The organism is Candidatus Mycobacterium wuenschmannii, from assembly GCF_030252325.1.
Classification (GTDB): Bacteria; Actinomycetota; Actinomycetes; order Mycobacteriales; family Mycobacteriaceae; genus Mycobacterium; species Mycobacterium wuenschmannii.
Genome location: NZ_CP126981.1, coordinates 1,870,665 through 1,895,357, shown reverse-complemented (window position 1 = coordinate 1,895,357; position 24,693 = coordinate 1,870,665). Strand labels below are relative to the sequence as shown.

The following is a 24,693-nucleotide window of genomic DNA, read 5'->3' as shown; positions in this document are numbered from 1 at the left end:
CAACGCATGGCCATGACCTATCAACAGCAGTATGTCCTCGACGGCTCGGTGGGCCGCGACGCGATCTTGAACCTGACCGCTCGGCACAATCGGTGCTACTCCGACGGGGATCGCAACGGATGGATCGCGACCTTCCGTCACTCGGGCGCCAGCTTCACCCGGGACGGTGCCGAATTCACCGATCTGCGTGAGGCTTTCGACGGCGGTGGCGGGCGACTGGTCACCGTCGACCACGAGATCACCGTCGACGGGGTGAACGCGACACAGCGCTGTGTGGCGCTGCTGTTCGCGGCCGGTGACGGCGGCGCGACGCTGCGCGCTACCGGAAGCTATCGCGATCAACTGGTCTACGAGCGCGGTGGCTGGTACTTCACTTCCCGCGAACTGCACTGGGATTCGGTTCCGGTATCGGCGTGACGGGGAGCCCGATCAGCTACACGCTTGCGTTCGGCACCTACGAGGACGCCCTGCGGATGGTCGGCGTGACATCCGAACCGCGGGTAGCGGGCACCGTCGTCAGCGCCGCGCGGATCCAGATGTTCGCTGCGACGGTGCAGGACGGCAATCCGTCGTACTGGGATCCCGATTTCGCGGCGCGGACGTGGGGCGGCCTGGTGGCGCCGCCGGCGTTGCTGATGGGCTGGCTGGTGCCGACACCGTGGCAACCGGATGGGCAACGGCCGGTTGGCGCGATCGCGCTGCGGGTTCCGTTGCCCGGCACCACGATTGTGAACGCCGCCAACGAGGCGGAGTTCCCGGTGCCGATCCTGGACGGCGACCGGCTCACCATCGTCGAAGAAGTCGTGTCGGTGTCACCGGAGAAGCGGTCCAAGCTCGGCGTCGGGCATTTCATCGAGACGCTGGACACCTTCACCCGGCAGGACGGCACGGTGGTGGCGACCAACCGGAACACGTTGTTCCGATTCACTCCGCTGGCGGCGACGATGCAGAGCGAAGCGATGAAGAGGAGCTCCGAATGAGCACCGGGGGCGGCGTGAGTCTCGCCTGGGCAGATGTCGCCGTGCCGACGGAACTGCCCGAAGTACGCGACGAGATCAGCTACCAACGGGTGGTGATGAATTCGGGATCGACCTGGGACTACACCCCGGTGCATTTCGATCCTTACTATGCCGAAAAGCAAGGTCACCCAGGAATTTTCGTCAACACCATGCACGTCGCCGGTTTTGCCGACCGGATCGCGACCGAGTGGGCCGGCCCGCTGAGCCGCGTGGTGCGGCGCAAGATGCGGCTGGTCGGTTCGATCTACGCAGGGGACACGATGGTGGGCCGGGCCCGCGTGGTGGGCAAGCCGGCGCCGGGACAAGTCGAGCTGCAGATCGACGTCGTCAATCAACGTGGTGAGCTGTGCAGTCCGGTCGAGCTCACACTGCAGCTGCCGGAGCGGTGATGAGCGACGGCGCGCGCCATCTGGCTGTGTGCCGAAGGTTTGGCTCGGCAGTTCGCGCCGTGGGCGGAAAGTGGGATCGACAGTCGCCCTGTGATGCATGGGATGCCAGAGCAGTACTGGAACATGTCATCGGATTTCACGACGTGCTGCTGTTGCGACCGATGGGCCTCAAGCCCGACCGTCCACGGGATGATCCTCGGCAGCGTTGGGAGCTGACCTACGAACAGCTTGAAGTTGCGTGTGAACGCGAGCTCGAGCCGGATGCGGTCGCGGTCCTGCCGAACCTGACTCGTGATGTGTTGGTGCACACCTGGGACCTGGCCCGGGCGGTCGAGGCCGATGATCGGTTGGACCCCGAATGGTGCGAATTGTTTTATACGCCGTTGCGTGACGACCCAGGCGCGTTCGCCGGTTCCGCGATGTTCGACGCCCCGGTCGCAGTTGGCGCCCAGTCCGACGTGCAATCGAAACTTCTTGCCCGGCTTGGCCGTAACCCTGGCTGGCGCGCGTAAGCAGGCGTCACTCACTTCACATCAGCCACGCCGAGGACGTACACGTCGACTTGCCCGCCTCATAGCGAATTATTCAGTGCCGCCGGAAAATTCGCGCGAAGGCGGGCAAACCGGGACTTCCAAGAATGCGGAGACTGAAGTGATAGGAGTGACGAGCACCGGCCCTAGCTGGACAGCGGCGGCATCGTGCCCTTGCTGATCACCGACTGCAACTCGACGTACTCGTGCAGGCCCTCGGGCCCGAACTCGCGGCCGATGCCGGACTGCTTGAAACCGCCGAAGGGGCTACCGATGTCGAGCGTGTACATGTTGATCCCGTAGGTCCCGGTGCGCACGCTCGCGGCCACCTCCAGACCGTGCGCGATGTCGGCGGTCCACACCGACCCGGCCAGCCCGTAGTCACTGTCGTTGGCGATGCGCACCGCGTCCGCCTCGTCGCGGTAGGTGAGCACACTGAGCACCGGGCCGAAGATCTCCTCGCGCGCGATCCGCATGTCGTTGGTGACGTCGGTGAACAACGTCGGTCGCACGTACCACCCCTGATCGTGCGGGGCGTCCTCGCCGCCGAGGATCATCCGGGCGCCCTCTTTCACCCCGGAGCGGATGAAGTCCTGCACGCGGGACTGCTGACGCTGAGCCACCAACGGACCGACGTCGGTGGCCTCGTCGGTCGGGTCGCCGACTTGCAGGCCGGACATCATCTCCGACAGGGCGTCGATCACCTCGTCGTGGCGGCGTTCGCTGACCAGGATCCGGGTCTGCGCAACGCAGGCCTGCCCGTTGTTCATCAGGCTCGCGGACTTCAGCTCCCGGACCGTCTTGCCGATGTCCGCGTCATCGAGAATGATCGCCGCCGACTTGCCGCCGAGTTCCAGGCTGTAGCGCTTGAGCTGCTCGCCGCAGAGCGTGGCGATCCGGCGTCCTACCGCGCTCGACCCGGTGAACGACACCTTGTCCACCCCGGCATGGCGGACCAGCGCCTCGCCCACGTCGGTACCACCGGGCAGCACGGACACCACCCCCTCGGGCAGGTCGAGCTGCTCGATCATCTCGGCCAACCACAAAGCGTCGAAAGGGGTTTCGGGCGCGGGCTTGACGATCACCGGACAGCCCGCGATCAGCGCCGGGATCAGCTTGGGCATGATCAGGAACTGCGGCACATTCCACGGCACAATCGCCGCGACGACTCCCACCGGCGCCCGGCGCAGGTGGACTTCGCCTAGGACGCCGTGCCGCCGTTCGGTCCAGTGGAAGTCGCGGGCGACGCCCAGCGTCAGGTGGATCATCGAGACCGCCGCTGCGGCCTGACCCAGCCGGCTGAAGCTGCGCGGCGAGCCCATCTCGTCGGTGATCAGGTCGGCCATCTCGTCGAGGTGTGCGCCGTAGATGGTCGCGAGCTGCTCGACCTTCCGCATCCGTTCCTGCGGGTCGAGCCGCGGCCATGGACCGTGGTCGAACGCGTGCCGGGCGGCGGCGACGGCGTCGTCGACGTCCGCCGGCGTCGCCGCCGGGACATCGCCGATCGGCTTCTCGGTATGCGGGGAGATGACCGTCAGGCGCTGCTCGGAGGACGGCTTGCGCCACCGTCCCCCGATGAAAAGCTGGTCGTAGCAACGATGGTCACGGGTTTCCGGCATGGGCACGACCTTAAACAGGGCGAGACAAGGCGATGGCAAATTCGCTATTGATGCTAACATAGCAAAAAAGCCGGGGCGCCTGGCGTCTGTCGCGGAAACCAGAGGCGTGAGATGAACACTGACTGGCGCAAGTACCCGTTCCGCTTGGTGGACAACGACCGCGCGCTGGACTTCCCGGAGGCCGAGGGATTGCACGAGGACCAGGAGTCCGACACCTGGTTCATCGCCGGCGAGCTGACCAGCACCACCGGCCGCACCTTCGCCTACCTGACCATCTTCAACAAGAACCGTCCGGGCGGCACCGTGGTCGCCGACTTTTATACGATGGCGCTCTTCGATTGCGACACAGGCGAATACGGCACCTATACCGACTACGACATGCCGCCCCGGAACATGGAGCCAGGCGCACAGCCGAAGATGACGATGGCGACCGGATACCTCGACATCCGGTACGAGAGCAGCGCAGGCCCGGTGACGTGGACGTCGTGTCGCGACGAGGCCGGCGAGCTGGAGCCCTATAGCTACCGGGTGAGCCTGCGCGGTACCGACCAGGCCGGTCAGCCAATGGAACTCGACCTCGACGTGACGCCGACGCGCGCGCCGGTGCCGGTAGGCGCGGACACCTATGACGGCAAGATCATCTGCTTCGGCCAGGCCGGAACGTACTCCTACTTTCAAACCGGCATGGTGATGAACGGGACGCTGCGCTGGGGCGACGAACGTGAAGACGTCAGTGGCAGTGCCGGACACGTTGACCGGCAATGGTTTCCCAAGTACGCCAACGACGGTGGACCGACCGGCGACCCGCGGTCCAGATCACACGAATGGCGCACGATCAACCTCGACAACGGGGTCGACATGAGCATCTGGCATCAGTTCGATCGGATCGAAGGCAATGCGCCGCAACCATTTTCGGGCGCGACGGTCAGCTACCCGGACCCGGACAGGGTCCCGGAGTGCGCCGAAGACGTCGAGGTGACCACCACCAGCTATGTGCGCTGGCCGGATTCGATTCGCCCTCTGGTGCGCCCGCCGGCCAAGGACCGGTTCATGCCCAATCTGCATCGATTGAGCAGCGCCGCATTGGAATTGGACCTCACCGGCGAACCGCTCGTGCCCGCGCCGGCGCACGGGCTGCCGATCGAATACATGGAGGGGCCGTACCGCTACCACGGCACCATGCGTGGTGAGCCAGTGAGCGGGTTCGCATTCTACGAACGCTCGCTGGCGATGTACCGCGACTGGGAGCTGATCGACGTGCTGGCGTCCACCCTGGACGACCGCAGCGAGCTCCTGGAACGGCTCAGCCCGCTGATTGCGGCCGGCAAACGGCCCGATGCGCTGAAGCTGTTGCAGGACAACCTAGCCGAGCTTCCGGTCGCGGGCCGTGAGGTCGCCGAGGCATTGATCGCGGTGCTGTCGGCCGAAAGCTGACGTCGCTCAGCCGGCGCCCGGCGGTTGCCAGGCGGACCCGCCCGGCGTGCCCACGCAGGTGACCGGTGCGCCCGAGTTGGAGACGGCGACGGAACCCTCTGGGCCGCAGGGCATACCGACGGCCGGCCGGGTGTCGAGCACGTTCGGCCCAGACGGGGTGGTGGTCGCCGGCTTCGGCGGTTTCGCCACGGTGGTCTGCGGTTGGGTGCTCTGCGCCGGTGTGGTGGCGACCGGAGCCTTGGTCGTGGCCGGCACCGTCGTGGTGATCACCGGTGTGGTGGCCGCCGGCGGCGGGGAATGACCGGGGGCGGCGGAGGCGGGGCGACGACGATCGGCGCCGGCGCGACGAACGACGGCGACGGGGAGGCAGGCTCGTTCGACGTGGTCTCGACGGTGCTCTGCGTGTCTTCGGGCTGCGACGCCGATCGCAGGGCCTTGACGCCGGCGAACCAGGCGATCAGAACGACCACGATCACGCCGCCGATTGCGGCGGAGTGCTTCAGGCGCCGCTTGCGGGCCTCCGCGGCTTCGTCGTCGTATTCGTCGTCGTCGTCGTCGAGGTAGTCGTCGTACTCGTCGTCGAGTTCGTCGAATTCCTCGGGGGCCGGCGGCGCGGCAGGTGCAGCGGCGACTGCGGTGGCCTGGTCAATGTGGTTGTGCGAGCGGCCATTCGGGGCTGCGGTCGTCGGCACGGCGGTCGTCGGCACGGCGGACGTCGGCTCGTGGTCCGCCGCCTTCGGCGTTGCCACGAACGCCGCGGTCGCCCCGTTGCCGTTCTCGGTTGCCTCGCGGAAAATGGACGCAGCCCGCTCCTCAGAGGTGGCGCGAATGTGCGAGCGGGTGCCGCCCGTCGATTCGAGAGCCTTGGCGAAGTCGCGGCAGCGCCGGAACCTGTCGACCGGATCGGACGAGAGCGCGCGGGCGAAGATCGCGTCGAAGTCCGTCAGGTCGGGCCGGATCTCGCTCGGCCGGGGTGGCCGGTCGTTGAGTTGGCGGTTGACCACGACCGACGGATTGAAGTGCGCGAACGGCGGAGCGCCGGTCAACAGGTGAAAAGCGGTGGCCGCCAGAGCGTACTGGTCGATCCGGCCGTCGATCTCCTCGCCCATCAGCTGTTCGGGCGCGGTGTAACCGGCGGTCCCGATGAACATCCCGGCGCGCGTCAGTGTGTTGTGCGCACCCTCGGGTCGCGCTACACCAAAGCCGGTCAACGCGATTCGTCGTCGATCCGCGGCCGCGTTGCTGATCAGGATGTTGCCCGGATTCACGTGGCGGTGCAGGATCCCGCGATCGTGCGCGTAGTCCAGCGCGTCGGCGATCGCCGACACGATCTCGATGACCATCCGCGGCGGCATGCCGTCGAGGTGACCGTCGCCGAGCACTTCGGCCGCGTCGGAGCCCTCGATGTATTCGGTGGAGATCCAGAGCTGGCCCTCGAATTCGCCGCGGTCGGTCAGGCCGGCGATGTTCGGGTGCCACAGCGTGGCCGCCTGGTCGGACTCCTCGTTGAACCGGATCCGGTAGTCCAGGTCGAGTGAGGTCTCGGCGGGGATCAGGTGAAGGACCTGCTGACGGGGGAGCCGCGGGTGCTCGGCGACGTAGATCTCGCCGAACTCCTCGTATCCGAGCTGCCGAACGATGTTGAATCCAGCGGCCGTCGCTCCCATGACCAGCGGCATGGGGAGATGGTACAGACTGCCGCGCATCGTTCTCGGTCTCGGTATTAAGCGGTCACTCAATTGAGACCGGGGGAAAATATTTGGGTGAGTGAACCTGGAAGCCACCACACCCACGAGGTGCGGACCCACCGGCTGCGTCGCATGTCGGGGCGCGACCCGCACGAGTCGAATCGGGTCGCCACCCCACTCGAGCTGCTGTTCGACCTGACCTTCGTCATCGCCTTCGGCGTCGCCGCCGCGCAGTTTGCGCACTCCCTGGCCGCCGGCCACGTCGAGTCCGGGCTGATCAGCTTCACCTTCGCGACCTTCTCGGTGTGCTGGGCGTGGATCAATTTCAGCTGGTTCGCCTCGGCCTACGACACCGACGACTGGGTGTACCGGCTGACGACGATGCTGCAGATGGTCGGCGTCCTGGTGCTGGCCTTGGGCATTCCGCAGGTGTTCAGCTCGATCGCGGACGGAGCCCACGTCGACAACCGGGTCCTGGTCGGCGGCTATGTCGTGATGCGGGTGGCCATGGTGATCCAGTGGCTGCGGGCCGCCAGCCAGGACCCGGCCCGTAAGTCGGCATGCCTGACGTACGCGGCGACCATCACCGTCGCGCAGATCGGCTGGATCGCGATCGCCGTCGTCAACACCACGGTCGGCGTCACGTTCGTGCTGTTCGCGCTGATGGTGGCCATCGAGGTCAGCGGCCCGCTGATCGCCGAGAAACACAAGGGCGGCACGCCTTGGCACGCGCATCACATCGCCGAGCGCAACGGGTTGTTGACGATCATCGCGCTCGGCGAGGGCGTGGTGGGAACGGTTGCGTCGCTGTCGGCGATGGTCGCCGAGCACGGTTGGACCACCGATGCAGCGCTGGTGGCGGTCGCCGGGACCGGTCTGACCTTCGGGCTGTGGTGGGTGTACTTCGTGGTGCCGTCGGCGCATCTCCTGCACGACCACCGCGAGCGTTCGTTCGGGTATGGCTACCTGCACATCGCGGTGTTCGGCTCGATCGTGGCCACCGGCGCCGGACTGCACGCCGCCGCGGACGCCATCCAGCACCACTCCGCGCTCGACCCGGTGGCTACGGTGCTTGCGGTTGCCGTTCCGGTCGGCGCCTACGTCGGGGCGGTATACGGGACCTATCAGCTGCTGACCCGGGCCTGGGACGGCTTCTACACCGTCATCGTCGTGGTGGCGCTTTCCGTGCTGGGCGGCGCCGTGGCTCTCGCATCCGCGGGTGTGTCCGTCCCGGTGTGCCTCTTGGTGGTGATGGCGGCGCCGGCGGTGGTGGTGATCGGCTACGAGTCGCTGGGGCATCAGCGGACGAATGCGGCACTGGCGCGCGGCCGGAACTTAGCTGACTCCTGAGTAAGTTCCCAGCAAACTCGCGCCTACCGTCCGGTTGGCCGGATTCGTAACAGTCGCACGGCGTCATCTCGTCCGTGTGGGGCCGAGACGGCTGATATGGCGCAAAATTTTTAGATAACGATTAGGTAACAATACTGCCTTGATCTGCGCAGTTATAGCTACTCAACCGTAACCACCCGCACGCAGCGGGTTTGGTCCGGACGCTGTCGGCGACCCCAGAGCGGAGTGTTACCCAGCCCACCATTACTCGCGCGTAGAACTCACCAGTAACCAAAATCCCCCGGAAAGCTCCAAATTTCTTATGACACTCTTAGTGCAGCCGATGACGCCTCCTTGGCGGCGCCCGCGTGAGCCGGGACAGCCAAGACGTAGCCACTGTGGACCGGGGCTCAGTCGGGACTTTGACGGTATTTACGGGGCAGCGCGGCTCTGGCACCTGAGCGGACGAGCGCTATTTAGGGAGATACACACGTGACGATCTATGAGCATCATCGAGTGTCCGCGGACCGCGACGGCTTCGACGCGGATACTCATGCGCTCGTCGATCGTCTGACGGCCGGTGAGGCCTACGCGGTCGCCTTCGGCGGCCAGGGCGGTGCCTGGTTGGAGACGCTGGAAGAGCTGGTCTCGTCGTCCGGGATCGAGTCCGAGCTGGCGACGCTGGCCGGTGAGGTGGACCTGCTGCTCGAGCCGGTGGCCAACGAACTGGTGGTCGTGCGGCCGATCGGCTTCGAGCCGTTGCAGTGGGTGCGCGCGCTGGCCGCCGAGGACCCCATCCCGTCCGAAAAACACCTGACCTCGGCCGCGGTGTCGCTGCCCGGAGTCCTGCTCACCCAGATCGCCGCGATCCGCACGCTCGCCCGTCAGGGCATGGACCTGATGGCCACCCCGCCGGTGGCCGTGGTGGGCCACTCGCAGGGCATCCTCGCCGTCGAGGCGCTCAAGGCGGGCGGTACGCGCGACATCGAACTGCTCGCGATGGCGCAGCTCATCGGCGCGGCCGGCACGCTGGTGGCGCGCCGGCGCGGCATCTCGGTGCTCGGCGACCGTTCGCCGATGGTGTCGATCAGCAACGCCGATCCCGAGCGCATCTACCGGCTGCTCGAGGAGTTCTCGCAGGACGTCCGCACGGTGTTGCCGCCGGTGCTGTCCATTCGCAACGGCCGGCGCTCGGTCGTCATCACCGGGACGCCGGAACAGCTGTCCCGCTTCGAGCTGTACTGCAAGCAGATCTCGGAGAGGGAAGAGGCCGAGCGCAAGAACAAGCTGCGCGGCGGCGACGTCTTCGCGCCGGTGTTCGACGCCGTTCAGGTCGAGGTCGGCTTCCACACGCCGCGGCTGTCCGACAGCATCGACATCGTCGGCGACTGGGCGGAGAAGGTCGGCATCGACGTCGACCTGGCTCGCGCGATGGCCGAAGCCATCCTGGTGCAGCCGGTCGACTGGGTCGACGAGGTCATCCAGGTGCACGAGGCCGGCGCCCGGTGGATCCTCGACCTGGGTCCCGGCGACATCCTGACCCGGCTCACCGCGCCGGTGATCCGCGGCCTCGGGGTCGGCATCGTCCCCGCCGCGACCCGCGGCGGCCAGCGCAACCTCTTCACCGTCGGCGCCGTGCCCGAGGTGGCCCGGCCGTGGTCGAGCTACGCCCCGACGGTTGTCACCCTGCCCGACGGCCGGGTGAAGCTCTCGACGAAGTTCACCCGACTCACCGGCCGCTCTCCGATCCTGCTCGCGGGCATGACTCCGACGACCGTCGACGCCAAGATCGTCGCCGCCGCGGCCAACGCGGGCCACTGGTCCGAACTCGCCGGCGGCGGGCAGGTCACCGAGCCGATCTTCGACGCCCGCGTCGAGGAGCTCGCCGGTCTGCTCGAGCCCGGCCGCACCTACCAGTTCAACTCGCTGTTCCTCGACCCGTATTTGTGGAAGCTGCAGGTCGGTGGAAAGCGGTTGGTGCAGAAGGCCCGTCAGTCGGGCGCCGCGATCGACGGGCTCGTCGTCAGCGCCGGCATCCCCGAACTGGAAGAGGCCGTCGAGCTGATCGAAGAGCTCAACGACATCGGCATCTCGCACGTGGTGTTCAAGCCGGGCACCGTGGAGCAGATCCGCTCGGTCATCCGCATCGCCACCGAGGTTCCGACCAAGCCGGTCATCATGCACATCGAAGGTGGACGCGCCGGCGGACACCACTCGTGGGAAGACCTCGACGACCTGCTGCTGGCCACCTACTCCGAACTGCGGTCGCGGCCCAACATCACCGTCTGCGTCGGTGGTGGCATCGGCACACCCGAGCACGCGGCCGAGTACCTGTCCGGCCGCTGGGCCCAGGCCTACGGCTTCCCGCTGATGCCGGTCGACGGCATCCTGGTCGGCACCGCGGCGATGGCGACCCTCGAGGCAACCACCTCGCCGTCGGTCAAACAGATGCTGGTCGACATCCAGGGCACCGACCAGTGGGTAGGCGCCGGAAAAGCGCAGGGCGGCATGGCCTCTGGCCGCAGCCAGCTCGGCGCCGACATCCACGAGATCGACAACACCGCGTCGCGCTGCGGGCGACTGCTCGACGACGTCGCCGGCGACGCCGAAGCCGTTGCGGCGCGCCGCGACGAGATCATCGCCGCGATGGCCAACACGGCCAAGCCGTACTTCGGCGACGTCGGCGAGATGACCTACCTGCAGTGGTTGCAGCGCTACGTCGAACTCGCGATCGGCGACGGCGACAGCACCGCCGACACCGCCGCCCCGGGCAGCCCGTGGCTGGCCGACACCTGGGTCGAGCGATTCGCGGCGATGCTGCAGCGCGCCGAGGCCCGCCTGCACCCACTGGACTCCGGGCCGATCGACACACTCTTCGCGGATGCCGACCTGCTGGAGCGTCCGGCCGAGGCGATCTCCGCGCTGGTGGCCCGCTACCCGGATGCCGCGACCGTGCAGTTGCACCCGGCCGACGTGCCGTTCTTCGTCACGCAGTGCAAGACGCCGGGCAAGCCGGTGAACTTCGTCCCGGTGATCGACAAGGACGTAAGGCGTTGGTGGCGAAGCGATTCGCTGTGGCAGGCGCACGACGCCCGCTACGACGCCGACCAGGTCTGCATCATCCCCGGCACCGCCGCGGTCGCCGGCATCACGCGGCTCGACGAGCCGGTCGGTGAGCTGCTGGACCGCTTCGAGAAGGCCGCCGTCGACGACGTGCTCGCATCCGGCGTCTCGCCGACTCCGGTCACCGCGCGCCGGCAGGGCCGTCTGGACATCCGTGGCCCGCTCGCCACCGTGCTGGACGCGCCAGATGTGTTGTGGGCCGGTCGTGTTGCGACCAACCCGGTGCACCGGATCGCCGATCCTGCCGACTGGCAGGTGCACGGCGAATTCGGTGGTCTCGAAGAACCCCGGGCCACCCACTCGTCGACCGGGGCACGCCTACAGATCGAGGGCGACCAGGTGGTGCTCAGCACCCCGATCGCCGGCGTGTGGATCGACATCCGATTCAGCTTGCCGCCCAACACGATTGACGGCGCAATCCCGGTGATCCGCACCAAGGACGCAATCGAGGCCATGCGTGCGGTGTTGGCCATCGCCGCCGGCGCGGACAGCCCCGAGACGCTGCCGCGCGTGCACAACGGCACCGCGACCGTGACCGTGCAGTGGGACCCCGAGCGCGTCGCCGACCACACCGGCGTCACCGCGATCTTCGGTGAGCCGTTGGCGCCGACCCTGAGCACGGTGCCCGACGCGCTGGTCGGCCGCTGCTGGCCGGCCGTCTTCGCGGCGATCGGCTCCGCCGTCACCGGCGCGGGTGTCCCGGTCGTCGAGGGCCTGCTGAGCCTGGTTCACCTCGACCACGCCGCGCACCTCGTCGCCGCGCTACCGAAGGTGCCGGCCGAATTGACCGTCACCGCAACGGCTTCCGTCGCCACCGACACCGAGGTCGGCCGGGTGGTCCCGATCAGCGTCACGGTGACCGATGCCTATCGCACGGTGCTGGCGACGATGGAGGAGCGGTTCGCGATCCGCGGCCGCACCGGGCCCACCGAGCTGACCGACCCGCAGCGGGCCGGTGGTGCGGTCTCCGAGAACGCCACCGACACCCCGCGCCGTCGCCGGCGCGACGTCACGCTCACCGCACCGGTCGACATGCGCCCGTTCGCCGTCGTGTCCGGTGACCACAACCCGATCCACACCGACCGCGCCGCTGCGCTGCTGGCCGGCCTGGAATCGCCGATCGTGCACGGCATGTGGCTGTCGGCCGCCGCCCAGCACGTCGTCACCGCCACCGACGGCCAGGCCCGGCCGCCGGCCCGGCTGATCGGCTGGACCGCCCGGTTCCTCGGCATGGTCAAGCCCGGCGACGAGGTGGACTTCCGTGTCGACCGCGTCGGAATCGACCGCGGCGCAGAGGTTTTGGAGGTCAGCGCACGAATCGGCTCCGACCTGGTGATGTCGGCGACGGCGCGGCTCGCCTCGCCGAAGACCGTCTACGCCTTCCCGGGACAGGGCATCCAGCACAAGGGCATGGGCATGGACGTCCGCGCCCGCTCCAAGGCGGCCCGCAAGGTCTGGGACGACGCGGACAAGTACACCCGCGAGACGCTCGGCTTCTCGATCCTGCACGTGGTGCGCGACAACCCAACCAGCCTGATCGCCAGCGGTGTGCACTACAACCACCCCGAGGGCGTGCTGAACCTGACGCAGTTCACTCAGGTCGCGATGGCCACGGTGGCCAGCGCGCAGGTCGCCGAGATGCGGGAGCAGGGCTCGTTCGTCGAGGACGCGATCGCGTGTGGGCACTCCGTCGGCGAGTACACCGCGTTGGCCTGCGTGAGCGACATCTACGGGCTGGAAGCGTTGCTGGAGACCGTGTTCCAGCGCGGCTCCAACATGCACGACATCGTGCCGCGGGACGAGTTGGGCCGGTCCAACTACCGGTTGGCTGCGATCCGCCCGTCGCAGATCGACCTCGACGACGCCGACGTCGTGGCGTTCGTCGAGGAGATCTCGCAGCGGACCGGGGAGTTCTTGCAGATCGTGAACTTCAACCTGCGCGGCTCGCAGTACGCGATCGCCGGGACGGTCCGCGGGCTCGAGGAGCTCGAGGCCGAGGTCGAGCGCCGTCGCGAGATCTCCGGCGGCAAGCGCTCTTTCATCCTGGTGCCGGGCATCGACGTGCCGTTCCACTCGCAGGTGCTGCGGGTCGGTGTCGGCGAGTTCCGCCGCTCGCTCGAGCGCGCCATGCCGCGGGGCAAGGACCCCAAGGTGATCATCGGGCGCTACATCCCGAACCTGGTGCCGCGGCCGTTCACCCTCGACCGCGACTTCATCCAGGAGATCCGTGATCTGGTGCCGGCCGAGCCGCTGGACGAGATCCTGGAGAACTACGACTACTGGCGCACCGAGCGGCCGTTCGACTTGGCCCGCACGGTGCTCATCGAGCTACTCGCCTGGCAGTTCGCCAGCCCGGTGCGCTGGATCGAGACCCAGGACCTGCTGTTCACCGAGGAGGCCGCCGGCGGTCTGGGTGTGGAGCGGTTTGTCGAGATCGGCGTGAAGTCCGCGCCGACCGTCGCCGGGCTGGCCACCAACACCCTGAAGCTGAACGAATACGCCCACAGCACAGTCGAAGTGCTCAACGCCGAGCGCGACGCCGCGGTGCTGTTCGCCACCGACACCGACCCCGAGCCCGAGGACATTGTCGACGAGGCACCCGCTGCAGAATCGGAGGCCGCCGCCCCCGCGGCGGACGCCGCACCTGCCGCCGCTCCGGCCGCTCCAGTGGCGCCGTCGGGTGCCCCACGCCCCGACGACATCGGATTCGACGCGGCCGACGCGACTTTGGCGCTGATCGCGCTGTCGGCCAAGATGCGCATCGACCAGATCGAGGAACTGGACTCCATCGAGTCCATCACCGACGGCGCGTCGTCACGACGCAACCAGCTGTTGGTCGACCTGGGTTCGGAGCTGAACCTCGGCGCGATCGACGGCGCCGCGGAGGCCGATCTGTCCGGGCTGCGGGCGCAGGTGACCAAGCTGGCCCGCACGTACAAGCCCTACGGCCCAGTGCTTTCCGACGCAATCAACGACCAGCTGCGCACGATCCTCGGACCGTCCGGCAAGCGACCGGCCGCAATCGCCGAACGGGTCACCAAGACCTGGGAACTCGGTGCCGGCTGGGTCAAGCACGTCACCGTCGAGGTGGCGCTCGGAACTCGTGAAGGAACCAGCGTCCGTGGCGGCTCGCTGGGCAACCTCCACGAAGGTGCTCTGGCGGATGCCGCCGCGGTCGACAGCGTCATCGACGCCGCTGTCACATCCGTGGCGGCCCGTCGGGGTGTCGCGGTGGCCCTGCCGTCCAGCGGTGCCGCCGGCGGCGGCGCGACCGTCGACGCGGCGGCGCTGAGCGAGTTCACCGACCAGATCACCGGCCGCGACGGCGTGCTCGCCTCGGCGGCGCGCCTGGTGCTGGGTCAGCTGGGCCTCGACGAGAAGGTCAGCGTGCCGCCGGCCGCGACCGACGCCGAGCTGATCGACCTGGTGACATCGGAACTCGGTGCCGACTGGCCGAGACTGGTGGCACCGGTGTTCGACGGCAAGAAGGCCGTCGTGTTCGACGACCGCTGGGCCAGCGCGCGCGAAGACCTGGTCAAGCTGTGGCTGGTCGAAGAGGACGAGGCCAACGCCGACTGGGCACGCCTCTCGGAGCGCTTCGAGGGCGCCGGTCACGTGGTGGCCAAGCAGGCGACCTGGTGGCAGGGCAGGGCGCTGGCCGCCGGGCGGCAGATCCACGCGTCGCTTTACGGCCGGATCGCGGCCGGCGCCGAGAACCCGGACAACGGCCCGTACCACGCTGAGGTCGCGGTGGTGACAGGTGCGTCGAAGGGCTCGATCGCCGCGTCGGTGGTCGGCAAGCTGCTCGACGGCGGCGCGACCGTCATCGCGACGACGTCCAAGCTCGACGACGACCGGCTTGCGTTCTACCGCAACCTGTATCGCGACCACGCCCGCTTCGGTGCGTCGCTGTGGGTGGTAGCGGCCAACATGGCGTCCTACTCCGACATCGACGCGCTCGCCGAATGGGTCGGTAACGAGCAGTCCGAAAGCCTTGGGCCGCAATCGATTCACATCAAGGACGCTCAGGTTCCGACGCTGCTGTTCCCGTTCGCGGCGCCGCGGGTGGTCGGCGACCTGTCCGAGGCGGGTTCGCGCTCGGAGATGGAGATGAAGGTCCTGTTGTGGGCCGTGCAGCGCCTGATTGGCGGACTGTCCAAGATCGGCGCCGAGCGTGACATCGCCTCGCGCCTGCACGTCGTATTGCCGGGTTCCCCGAACCGCGGCATGTTCGGTGGTGACGGCGCCTACGGCGAGGCCAAGTCGGCGCTCGACGCCGTGGTGACCCGATGGAGCGCCGAGTCGTCCTGGGCGCAGCGCGTCAGCCTGGCTCACGCGCTGATCGGCTGGACCCGCGGCACCGGGCTGATGGGCCATAACGACGCGATCGTCAGCGCCGTCGAAGAGGCCGGTGTGACAACGTATTCCACCGACGAGATGGCCGAGATGCTGCTCGGGCTCTGCAACATCGAGTCCCGGGCACACGCCGCGACCACCCCGATCAAGGTGGACTTCACCGGCGGTCTCGGCGATGTCGACCTCGACATGGCCGAGCTGGCCGCCAAGGCGCGCGAGGAGATGACCTCAGAAGCTGCCGTCGACGACGACGCGGAGCGACGGGGAGACCGGGGAACGGTGGCCGCGCTGCCGTCACCGCCGCGGGGCTTCACGCCCGCCCCGGCGCCGGAGTGGGGCCACCTCGACCTCGACCCGTCGGAGCTGGTGGTCATCGTCGGTGGCGCCGAACTCGGGCCGTACGGCTCGTCGCGGACCCGCTTCGAGATGGAGGTCGACAACGAACTGTCGGCCGCTGGTGTTCTCGAATTGGCGTGGACCACAGGGCTCATCAAGTGGGAAGAGGACCCGACGCCGGGCTGGTACGACACCGAGTCCGGTGACCTGATCGACGAGGCCGAGCTGGTCGAGCGCTATCACGACGTCGTGGTCGAGCGGGTCGGCATCCGCGAGTTCGTCGACGACGGCGCGATCGACCCCGACCACGCATCGCCGTTGATGGTCAGCGTCTTCCTAGACAAGGACTTCACGTTCGTCGTCTCCTCGGAGGCCGACGCGCGTGGATTCGCGCAGTTCGACGCCGAGCACACGGTGGTACAGCCGGTCCCGGGCTCCAGCGACTGGCAGGTTACGCGCAAGGCGGGCACCGAGATTCGGGTTCCGCGCAAGACCAAGCTGTCGCGAACTGTCGGCGCGCAGATCCCGACCGGGTTCGACCCGACCGTGTTCGGCATTAGCCAGGACATGGCGAGTTCGATCGACCGGGTGGCGCTGTGGAACATCGTGGCGACCGTCGACGCGTTCCTGTCGTCGGGCTTCACCCCGACCGAGCTGATGCGTTGGGTGCACCCCGGCCTGGTGGCCAGCACGCAGGGCACCGGCATGGGCGGTATGACGTCGATGCAGACGATGTACCACGGCAACCTGCTCGGCCGGAACAAGCCGAACGACATCCTGCAGGAAGTCCTGCCGAACGTCGTTGCCGCACACGTGATTCAGTCCTACGTCGGTAGCTACGGCGCGATGATCCATCCGGTCGGCGCGTGCGCCACCGCGGCGGTCTCGGTCGAGGAGGGCATGGACAAGATCCGCCTCGGCAAGGCCGAGTTGGTGGTGACCGGTGGATTCGACGACCTGACGCTGGAGGCCATCATCGGCTTCGGTGACATGGCCGCCACCGCCGACACCGGCATGATGCGTGGTCGTGGTATCAGCGACGGCAAGTTCTCCCGGCCGAATGACCGTCGCCGCCTTGGCTTCCTGGAAGCCCAGGGTGGTGGGACGATCCTGCTGGCCCGCGGTGACCTCGCGGTCAAGATGGGTCTGCCGGTGCTTGCCGTGGTCGGCTACGCGCAGTCGTTCGCCGACGGTGTGCACACCTCGATCCCGGCTCCCGGTCTCGGTGCGCTGGGCGCCGGCCGTGGTGGCAAGGACTCGCCGCTGGCCAAGGCGCTGGGCAGGCTAGGCGTCACCGCCGACGACGTCGCGGTGATCTCCAAGCACGACACCTCGACGCTGGCGAATGATCCCAACGAGACGGAAATGCATGAGCGGCTGGCGGATTCGATCGGCCGGTCCGACGGTGCGCCGTTGTTCATCGTCTCGCAGAAGAGCCTCACCGGGCACGCCAAGGGTGGCGCGGCGGTCTTCCAGATGATGGGCCTGTGCCAGATCCTGCGCGACGGAGTGATCCCGCCGAATCGCAGCCTGGACTGCGTCGACGACGAACTCGCCGACTCCGCACACTTCGTCTGGGTTCGTGACACGCTGCGGCTCGGGGAGAAGTTCCCGCTGAAGGCCGGTCTGGTGACCAGCCTCGGATTCGGCCACGTGTCCGGTCTGGTCGCTCTGGTGCATCCGGAGGCGTTCCTGGCCACCCTGGGCGCCGACGAGCGTGCGGACTACCAGCAGCGGGCTGACGCCCGTCTGTTGGCCGGCCAGCGTCGCCTGGCGTCGGCGATCGCCGGCGGCCGCCCGATGTACGAGCGGCCCGCTGACCGTCGCTTCGACCACGAGGTGTCCGAGAAGCGGCAGGAATCGGCGATGTTGCTCGACGCGAACGCGCGATTGGGCGACGACGACGTCTACCGCCGATAGGCATCCGATAGGTTTCCTCTAATGAGCATCGTCGGAGTGGGGATAGACCTTGTCTCCATTACTGAATTCGCCGAGCAGGTGGATCAGCCAGGGACCATGTTTGCCGAGACGTTCACGCCCGGCGAGCGGCGTGACGCCTCGGACAAGAGCTCGTCGGCGGCCCGCCACCTGGCGGCCCGGTGGGCGGCCAAAGAAGCGGTGATCAAGGCATGGTCCGGGTCGCGGTTCTCGCAGCGGCCGGTGCTGCGCGAGGATATCCACCGCGACATCGAGGTGGTCACCGACATGTGGGGCCGGCCGCGGGTGCGGTTGACCGGCGACATCGCCACCCACCTCAAGGACGTCACGATCCACGTGTCGCTGACGCACGAGGCTGACACCGCCGCCGCGGTGGCGATCCTGGAGATGCCCTAGCCTTCACAGCTGTCACACGAGGCGGGTGGGTACCGAATTGCCCACCTCCGAGCGAAAACTCAGCGGTGCCGCGGGATTGTCGCTGTGAGGTGGGCAGAATGCTTGCCGCTGCTCCCAGTGACTGACGTGGCGGATGGGATCTTCGACTAGCCTCGTGGCCATGAACGATCTGGTCGAGCGGGTGCGTGAAATCCTGCCGTCGGTGCGGAGCGATCTCGAGGATCTCGTCCGCATCCAGTCGGTGTGGGCCGACCCGGCCCGCCGCGACCAGGTGCATCGCAGCGCCCAGGTCACCGCAGATCTACTGTCGCAAGCCGGTTTTGGCGATGTGCAGATCGTCAGTGAAGGTGGTGCACCCGCCGTCATCGCGAAGCATCCCGCGCCGCCCGGTGCGCCGACAGTTCTGCTGTACGCCCACCACGACGTGCAACCCGAGGGCGATCTCGCGCAGTGGGTGTCGCCGCCCTTCGAGCCGACCGAGCGCGATGGACGGCTCTACGCCCGCGGCAGCGCCGACGACAAGGCCGGTATCGCAACGCATTTGGCGGCCTTCCGGGCGCACGGCGGCAACCCGCCGGTCGGTGTGACGGTGTTCGTCGAGGGGGAGGAGGAGTCGGGGTCACCGTCGCTGGGCCGGCTGCTGGCCGCGCATCGGGAAGCGCTCAAGGCCGACGTGATCGTCATCGCCGACTCGGACAACTGGAGCACCGAGATCCCCGCGCTGACCGTGTCATTGCGTGGCATGGCCGACTGTGTGGTCGAGGTCGCCACCCTGGATCATGGCCTGCATTCGGGTCTGTGGGGCGGGGTCGTGCCCGACGCTCTGTCGGTGTTGGTTCGGTTGCTGGCCAGTCTGCACGACGACGACGGCAACGTCGCGGTGGCGGGCCTACACGAAAGTACCGCAGCGGCAGTCGATTACCCCGCCGACCGGGTCCGGTTGGAGTCCGGTCTACTCGATGGCGTGAGCGAGATCGGCTCCGGCTCTGTGCCGCAACGCATGTGGGCCAAGCCGGCGATCACGGTGATCGGCATCGACACCACTTCCATTGCGGCGTCGTCGAATACGTTGATCCCGCGCGCCCGCGCCAAGGTGAGCATGCGGGTCGCGCCCGGCGGCGATGCGGCCGCACACCTCGACGCGCTGCGTACCCACCTCGAGCAGCACGCGCCCTGGGGAGCCCACGTCACCGTGACGCTCGGCGATGTCGGTCAGCCGTACGCCATCGACGCCACCGGGCCGGTGTACGACGCCGCCCGCGCGGCGTTCCGGCAAGCGTGGGGGACCGAACCGGTCGACATGGGCATGGGCGGCTCGATCCCGTTCATCGCCGAGTTGGCCAACGCGTATCCGCACGCCGCGATCCTGGTCACCGGTGTCGAGGACCCCGGAACTCAGGCGCACAGCGTCAACGAGAGCCTGCATCTCGGCGTGCTGGAGCGGGCCGCCACCGCAGAGGCGCTATTGCTGGCGAATCTGGGCTGACGGCGGCCTAGACCTCCAGGTCGCGGCGCAGCTTGGCCACGTGGCCGGTGGCCTTCACGTTGTACTGCGCCTCGGCGATCTTGCCCTTCTCGTCGACAACGAACGTCGAGCGGATGACACCCTGGACGGTCTTGCCGTACATCTTCTTCTCGCCGAAGGCGCCGTAGGCCGTCAAGACCTTGCGCTCGGGGTCGGACAGCAACGGGAACGTCAGCTTCTCCGCGTCGCGGAACTTGGCCAGCTTCTCCGGCTTGTCGGGGGAGATGCCGATGACGTCGAGGCCCGCGCCGTTGAGTTCGCTGAGGCTGTCGCGGAAGTCGCAGGCCTGCTTGGTGCACCCGGGTGTGGAGGCCGCGGGGTAGAAGTACACGATCACTCGGCGGCCCTTGTAGTCGGAGAGCGAGACTTTCTTTCCGTCGGCGTCGGGCAGGGTGAAGGCGGGCGCTTTGTCGCCTTCGGCGAGGCGGGCGGTGTCGGTCAAGGAGCTGCCTTTCTGTTCACCGGCAGGTGTGGAGCGCGCCGGCTGATCTAGGGTAGGTCGGCAGGCACCAACCTAGACCGCGCCGGTTTGGGTTCGCCGACGACAGGGAGGACGAGCGTGGCGGAGCGGGACCCCGACACCATCAAGCAGGAGATCGACAAGGCCCGCGACCAACTCGCGTCGACCGTCGACTCGCTGGCTGTGCGGGCCAATCCCCGCCGACTCGCCGATGACGCCAAGGCGCGCGCTATCGCATTCGTCAAGAAGCCGCCGGTGATCATCTCGCTGGCTGGGGTCGCGGCGCTGGCAGCCGCGCTTGCGGTGCGCCGCATTCGCAACAGGTAGTCAGGGGACGTCTGCGAGTGGAGCTTGGTGCGCCGTCAGGGTTTCGAACCCCGGACCCGCTGATTAAGAGTCAGCTGCTCTACCAACTGAGCTAACGGCGCGTGCGGCCTGCTGGACCGCGTTTGAGACAATAACAGTCATTCCGTCGACGGACGAAATCGTCGCATCTGGGATTGATTGCTGACCGCTGTGTACAGGCGTCTACGCCTTAGACTACTCCGCAGAAACGCAGCATTACCGATCGTGAAGGGAAACAGCGCAGGTGGCACGTCGCTTTAGCAGGCTTCAGCACGGAGGCCGGCGGTGGCTGGCTGTGCTGATGATCCCGCTTGTCGTCTTCGGCGTGGCGGCCTGCAGCGGCGGCGGTAACGCGCCGGCCCCCAAGGCGATCATGGACAAGGCCACGCCGTTCGGCGACCTGCTGGTCCCGAAGCTCAGCACCTCGGTGACCGATGGCGCCGTCGGGGTGGCGGTCGACACACCGGTAACAGTGAGCGCCGACAATGGGGTGCTGGCGTCCGTCGAGATGGTCAACGAGAACGGTGGCACCGTCGACGGCCAGTTGAGCCAGGACGGCGTGCACTGGGCGACCACCGAGCGGCTTGGCTACAACCGGATGTACACGCTGACCGCCAAGGCGCGCGGGCTGGGCGGCGTCGCAACCCGGCAGCTGTCATTTCAAACGCATTCGCCGCAGAACCTGACGATGGCCTACCCCCGACCGAGCGAGGGCGAGGTGGTGGGCGTCGGGCAGACGGTCGCCGTTCAATTCGACGAGAACATCGGCAACCGTCAGGCCGCGGAGAAGGCGATCCGCGTGACGACCGACCCTCCCGTCGAGGGTGCGTTCTATTGGCTGAACAATCGCGAAGTCCGTTGGCGCCCAGAGCATTTCTGGAAGCCCGGGACCAACGTCGACGTCGCTGTCAACACCTACGGCATCGACCTCGGTGACGGGTTGTTCGGCCAGGACAACGCGCGGACGCACTTCACCATCGGTGACGAGGTCATCGCGACCGCCGACGACAACACCAAGATCGTGACAGTTCGGGTCAACGGCGACGTCGTCAAGACCATGCCAACCTCGATGGGTAAGGACAGCACGCCGACCGCGAGCGGCACCTACATTCTCGGCGTCCGGTTCGCGCACATGATCATGGATTCGTCGACGTACGGCGTTCCGGCCAACTCGCCCAACGGATATCGCACGGAGGTGGACTTCGCCACCCAGATGTCCTACAGCGGCATCTTCGTGCACTCGGCGCCGTGGTCGGTCGGTGCGCAGGGTCACTCGAACACCAGTCATGGCTGCCTCAACGTGAGCCCGAGCAACGCGCAGTGGTTCTTCGAGCACACCAAGCGCGGCGACATTGTCGAGGTGCAGAACACGGTCGGCCCGCCGCTGTCGGGCACCGAGGGTCTCGGTGACTGGAACATCCCGTGGGACCAGTGGCACGCCGGCAACGCCAAGGCCTGACACCCGTTCGCAACGCCACATTGGTTATCGCGCAACCTCATTCGCCCGCAGTTCAGCCGCTGGACGCCTGACACGCCGAATTGGTCACTCGTCCGCGCATCGACGCAGCGGCGCTCTTAGCCTGGTCGGTATGAGTGCAACTCTCAGTGAGCATGCGGCATCCGGAGGGCGCGGCCGTCTTGCGACGTTGAGCGGCATCGTGCTGTGGCAGGTGGTCGGCGCAGCGGCCACCGCAATCAGCTACGCGGCCGAGGCGGGTGGATTCGAACTCGAAATGCGTCGGGCCGCGCTGCGCGCTCAGCGTTAGCGATCAACGCCGAGCGCGTGGCGCCCACTTGGGGTGACTGACGGGACTCGAACCCGCGACATTCAGGATCACAACCTGACGCTCTACCAACTGAACTACAGCCACCATTGCTGCCTCGCGAGAAGCAGCGCCGTCGATCTTAGCGGCTCGGGTCCTCGGCGGCCGAATCCGTTTTCCCCGGCGCGGCAGAGTCGACCCCCAGCACATCGGCCACGGCGGCGATCTCGCTGGTCGAGGGCCCCGGCTGGGGCACGAACGCGGTGCCACGGTAGTACTTCAGCTCGCGGATGGACTCGTGAATGTCGGCCAGCGCGCGGTGTGCGAGGCCCTTGGCCGGCTGGCCGTAGTAGATCTTCGGGTACCAACGCCGGCAGAGCTCCTTGATCGAGCTCACATCGATCATCCGATAGTGCAGGAACGAATCCAGCGCCGGCATGTCGCGCGAGATGAAGCCACGGTCGGTGGCGATCGAGTTGCCCGCCAGGGGAGCCGTTTTGGCCTGCTTGACGTGTTGACGGATGTAATCGAGCACGGCGGCCTCCGCGGTCGCGAGGTCGACCGAGGAGGCGCGCACCTCGTCGATGAGCCCGGACTTGGTGTGCATCTCGGTCACCACCGGCAGCATGCCCGTCAGCGCGGCGTCGTCGGCGTGAATCACCAGGTCGAGGCCGTCGCCGAGGATGTTCAGGTCGCCGTCGGTCACCAGGACGGCGATTTCGATCAACTTGTCCGAGCCAAGGTCCAGCCCGGTCATCTCGCAGTCGATCCACACCAGTTCGTCCCGCACAGCGTTCACAGTAGGCAAAGTTAGCTGGCCACCCGACAGCCACCCCGCCTCTGCGCGGTTGCCAGTAAGGTCGTGCGTGATCTTCGACCACAGCATCAGGGGAGAGGCAACGGCCGTATGAGCACTGAATCGACTTCGACCCCCGCCGGCCAGATCGCAGCCGGCTACGCCGTCGGGGGCCAGGCGCTCGAACTGGGCAGCGTCGTCATCGACGGCAAGACGGACTCGAAAGCGCAGATCCGCATCCCACTGGCAACCATCAACCGGCACGGCCTGGTGGCCGGTGCGACCGGTACCGGCAAGACCAAGACGCTGCAGGTGATCGCCGAGCAACTCTCCGCGGCGGGTGTGCCGGTGCTGATGGCCGACGTCAAAGGCGACCTCGCCGGCCTGTCGAAGCCCGGTGAGAGCAACGACAAGATCACCGCACGCGCCAAGGAAATTGGTGACGATTGGCAGCCGAGCGGCTTCCCGGTGGAGTTTCTGTCGTTGGGTACCAAGGGCATTGGCGTGCCGGTACGGGCCACTATCGCCAGCTTCGGTCCGATCCTGCTGTCGAAAGTGTTGGGCCTCAACGGCACTCAAGAGTCGACCCTCGGCCTGATCTTCAAGTGGGCGAACGACCAGAAACTCGAGCTGCTGGATGTGAAGGACCTGCGCGAGGTGATCGGCTACCTGACCAGTGATGGGGGCAAGGCCGAGCTGAAAACGCTGGGTGGCGTGTCGGCGCCGACGGCGGGGGTGATCCTCCGAGCTCTGGTCAACCTCGAAGGAGAAGGCGGCGACACGTTCTTCGGCGAGCCGGAACTCGACCCCAACGATCTGCTGACGGTTGACGGCGGGCACGGCCGGATTTCGTTGCTAGAGCTCGGCGATCAGGCCGCCCGGCCGGTGCTGTTCTCTACCTTCTTGATGTGGATGCTGTCCACCCTGTTCAAGTCGTTACCCGAAGTCGGCGACATCGACAAGCCCAAGTTGGTGTTCTTCTTCGACGAGGCGCACCTGCTGTTCGCCGACGCGTCGAAGGCTTTCCTGGACCAGGTGGAGCAGACCGTCAAGCTGATCCGCTCTCGCGGTGTCGGGGTGTTCTTCTGCACTCAGCTGCCCACCGATATTCCGAACGACGTTCTGTCGCAGCTCGGAGCCCGTATCCAACACGCGCTGCGCGCCTTCACGCCCGACGATCAGAAGGCGCTGACCAAGACCGTCCGCACCTACCCGAAAACCGATGTCTACGACCTGGCTTCGGCGCTGACGTCGCTCGGCATCGGCGAAGCGATCGTGACCGTGCTGTCCGAGCGCGGAGCACCGACACCGGTCGCGTGGACGCGGCTGCGGCCGCCGCGTTCGTTGATGGCGGCCATCGGCGACAACGCGATCAGCTCGGCGGCTCAATCCAGCACGCTGAACCAGAGGTACGGCAAGACCGTGGACCGCGACTCGGCCTACGAGAAGCTGCAGGCCAAAAAGGCTGAGGCGCAAGCCAATCAGCCCGCACCTGCGGGGTCCAAGAATGCGCCCGAGGCCGCGAAGAAGCCCGGGTGGTTCAGTCGCTTCGTGAACAGTCGTGGCTTCCAGACCTTCCTGAAAGCGCTTGGCACCGAACTGATCCGCAACCTGTTCGGCGGCGGCAGCAGCAAGCGCCGGCGTTAG

Annotated in this window: 18 protein-coding genes and 2 tRNA genes; 14 read left to right on the top strand and 6 right to left on the bottom strand. The window is 67.3% G+C overall.

Translation table 11 applies throughout. From position 1 onward, the window contains the following. Positions 1–6 precede the first annotated feature (6 nt). From PT015_RS09005 to PT015_RS08990, 4 genes are read left to right on the top strand one after another with little or no spacing between them, the layout of a single operon-like run. Complete coding sequence (locus PT015_RS09005; RefSeq protein WP_285190278.1) at positions 7–417, top strand: nuclear transport factor 2 family protein; 411 nt, start codon at positions 7–9, stop codon at positions 415–417. Between the two features lie 56 nt (positions 418–473). Further along, positions 474–980 (top strand): FAS1-like dehydratase domain-containing protein, encoded by a 507-nt coding sequence (locus tag PT015_RS09000; RefSeq protein WP_285191012.1) that lies wholly within the window; start codon positions 474–476, stop codon positions 978–980. Next, a complete protein-coding gene (locus tag PT015_RS08995) occupies positions 977–1,408 on the top strand; it encodes a MaoC/PaaZ C-terminal domain-containing protein (protein ID WP_285190277.1) in 432 nt (143 codons plus the stop codon). The genes PT015_RS09000 and PT015_RS08995 overlap by 4 nt, the downstream gene beginning before the upstream one ends. After that, positions 1,408–1,920 carry a maleylpyruvate isomerase N-terminal domain-containing protein gene (locus PT015_RS08990; protein ID WP_285190276.1) on the top strand — a complete coding sequence of 171 codons (513 nt, stop codon included), beginning with the start codon at positions 1,408–1,410 and terminating at the stop codon, positions 1,918–1,920. Before PT015_RS08995 ends, PT015_RS08990 begins: the two co-directional genes overlap by 1 nt. A gap of 164 nt (positions 1,921–2,084) precedes the next feature. Here PT015_RS08990 and PT015_RS08985 read toward each other — a convergent pair whose 3' ends face one another. Next, entirely contained in the window at positions 2,085–3,557 is a 1,473-nt protein-coding gene (locus PT015_RS08985) for an aldehyde dehydrogenase (RefSeq protein WP_285190275.1), read from the bottom strand. Between the two features lie 111 nt (positions 3,558–3,668). On the opposite strand from PT015_RS08985, the gene PT015_RS08980 reads away from it, so the two are divergent. Together PT015_RS08980 and PT015_RS08975 are read left to right on the top strand one after the other, a co-directional pair. Next, the gene (locus tag PT015_RS08980; RefSeq protein ID WP_285190274.1) at positions 3,669–4,991 is read left to right on the top strand and encodes a lipocalin-like domain-containing protein; all 1,323 of its coding nucleotides are present in this window, start codon (positions 3,669–3,671) and stop codon (positions 4,989–4,991) included. A 46-nt stretch (positions 4,992–5,037) separates the two neighbouring features. Beyond that, positions 5,038–5,292: a hypothetical protein gene (locus tag PT015_RS08975; RefSeq protein ID WP_285190273.1), complete on the top strand. Its 255-nt coding sequence runs from the start codon at positions 5,038–5,040 to the stop codon at positions 5,290–5,292. Here the strand turns inward: PT015_RS08975 and PT015_RS08970 are convergent. Continuing rightward, positions 5,258–6,670 (bottom strand): serine/threonine-protein kinase, encoded by a 1,413-nt coding sequence (locus PT015_RS08970; protein ID WP_285190272.1) that lies wholly within the window; start codon positions 6,668–6,670, stop codon positions 5,258–5,260. The genes PT015_RS08975 and PT015_RS08970 overlap by 35 nt on opposite strands. A 141-nt stretch (positions 6,671–6,811) precedes the next feature. Here PT015_RS08970 and PT015_RS08965 point away from each other — a divergent pair, with 141 nt between their 5' ends. From PT015_RS08965 to PT015_RS08950, 4 genes are all read left to right on the top strand, one after another. Beyond that, the gene (locus PT015_RS08965) at positions 6,812–8,029 is read left to right on the top strand and encodes a low temperature requirement protein A (protein WP_285191011.1); all 1,218 of its coding nucleotides are present in this window, start codon (positions 6,812–6,814) and stop codon (positions 8,027–8,029) included. Between the two features lie 471 nt (positions 8,030–8,500). Continuing rightward, the gene (locus tag PT015_RS08960; RefSeq protein ID WP_285190271.1) at positions 8,501–17,743 is read left to right on the top strand and encodes a type I polyketide synthase; all 9,243 of its coding nucleotides are present in this window, start codon (positions 8,501–8,503) and stop codon (positions 17,741–17,743) included. 21 nt (positions 17,744–17,764) lie between these two features. After that, positions 17,765–18,157 (top strand): holo-ACP synthase AcpS, encoded by a 393-nt coding sequence (acpS, locus tag PT015_RS08955; RefSeq protein WP_285190270.1) that lies wholly within the window; start codon positions 17,765–17,767, stop codon positions 18,155–18,157. A 160-nt stretch (positions 18,158–18,317) separates the two neighbouring features. Beyond that, positions 18,318–19,643: a dipeptidase gene (locus PT015_RS08950; RefSeq protein WP_285190269.1), complete on the top strand. Its 1,326-nt coding sequence runs from the start codon at positions 18,318–18,320 to the stop codon at positions 19,641–19,643. A 7-nt stretch (positions 19,644–19,650) separates the two neighbouring features. Here the strand turns inward: PT015_RS08950 and bcp are convergent, their stop codons facing one another. Beyond that, entirely contained in the window at positions 19,651–20,124 is a 474-nt protein-coding gene (gene bcp / locus PT015_RS08945) for a thioredoxin-dependent thiol peroxidase (protein WP_285190268.1), read from the bottom strand. Positions 20,125–20,241: 117 nt separating this feature from the next. On the opposite strand from bcp, the gene PT015_RS08940 reads away from it, so the two are divergent. After that, on the top strand, positions 20,242–20,469 hold the full coding sequence (locus PT015_RS08940) for a DUF3618 domain-containing protein (protein WP_285190267.1): 228 nt from the start codon (positions 20,242–20,244) through the stop codon (positions 20,467–20,469). 25 nt (positions 20,470–20,494) lie between these two features. On the opposite strand, the gene PT015_RS08935 is transcribed toward PT015_RS08940, so the two are convergent. Further along, positions 20,495–20,570, bottom strand: a tRNA-Lys gene (locus PT015_RS08935). 218 nt (positions 20,571–20,788) lie between these two features. Between PT015_RS08935 and PT015_RS08930 the strand changes: the two genes are divergently transcribed. Together PT015_RS08930 and PT015_RS08925 are read left to right on the top strand one after the other, a co-directional pair. Continuing rightward, positions 20,789–21,946, top strand: coding sequence for a L,D-transpeptidase (locus PT015_RS08930; RefSeq protein WP_285191010.1), 1,158 nt, complete (start codon positions 20,789–20,791; stop codon positions 21,944–21,946). A gap of 130 nt (positions 21,947–22,076) precedes the next feature. Continuing rightward, the gene (locus tag PT015_RS08925; RefSeq protein WP_285190266.1) at positions 22,077–22,253 is read left to right on the top strand and encodes a hypothetical protein; all 177 of its coding nucleotides are present in this window, start codon (positions 22,077–22,079) and stop codon (positions 22,251–22,253) included. Positions 22,254–22,282: 29 nt separating this feature from the next. On the opposite strand, the gene PT015_RS08920 is transcribed toward PT015_RS08925, so the two are convergent. Then, positions 22,283–22,358: transfer RNA gene (locus tag PT015_RS08920), tRNA-His, on the bottom strand. A gap of 34 nt (positions 22,359–22,392) precedes the next feature. Continuing rightward, complete coding sequence (gene orn, locus PT015_RS08915) at positions 22,393–23,040, bottom strand: oligoribonuclease (protein WP_285190265.1); 648 nt, start codon at positions 23,038–23,040, stop codon at positions 22,393–22,395. A 117-nt stretch (positions 23,041–23,157) separates the two neighbouring features. Between orn and PT015_RS08910 the strand changes: the two genes are divergently transcribed. Continuing rightward, positions 23,158–24,693: a helicase HerA-like domain-containing protein gene (locus PT015_RS08910; protein ID WP_285190264.1), complete on the top strand. Its 1,536-nt coding sequence runs from the start codon at positions 23,158–23,160 to the stop codon at positions 24,691–24,693.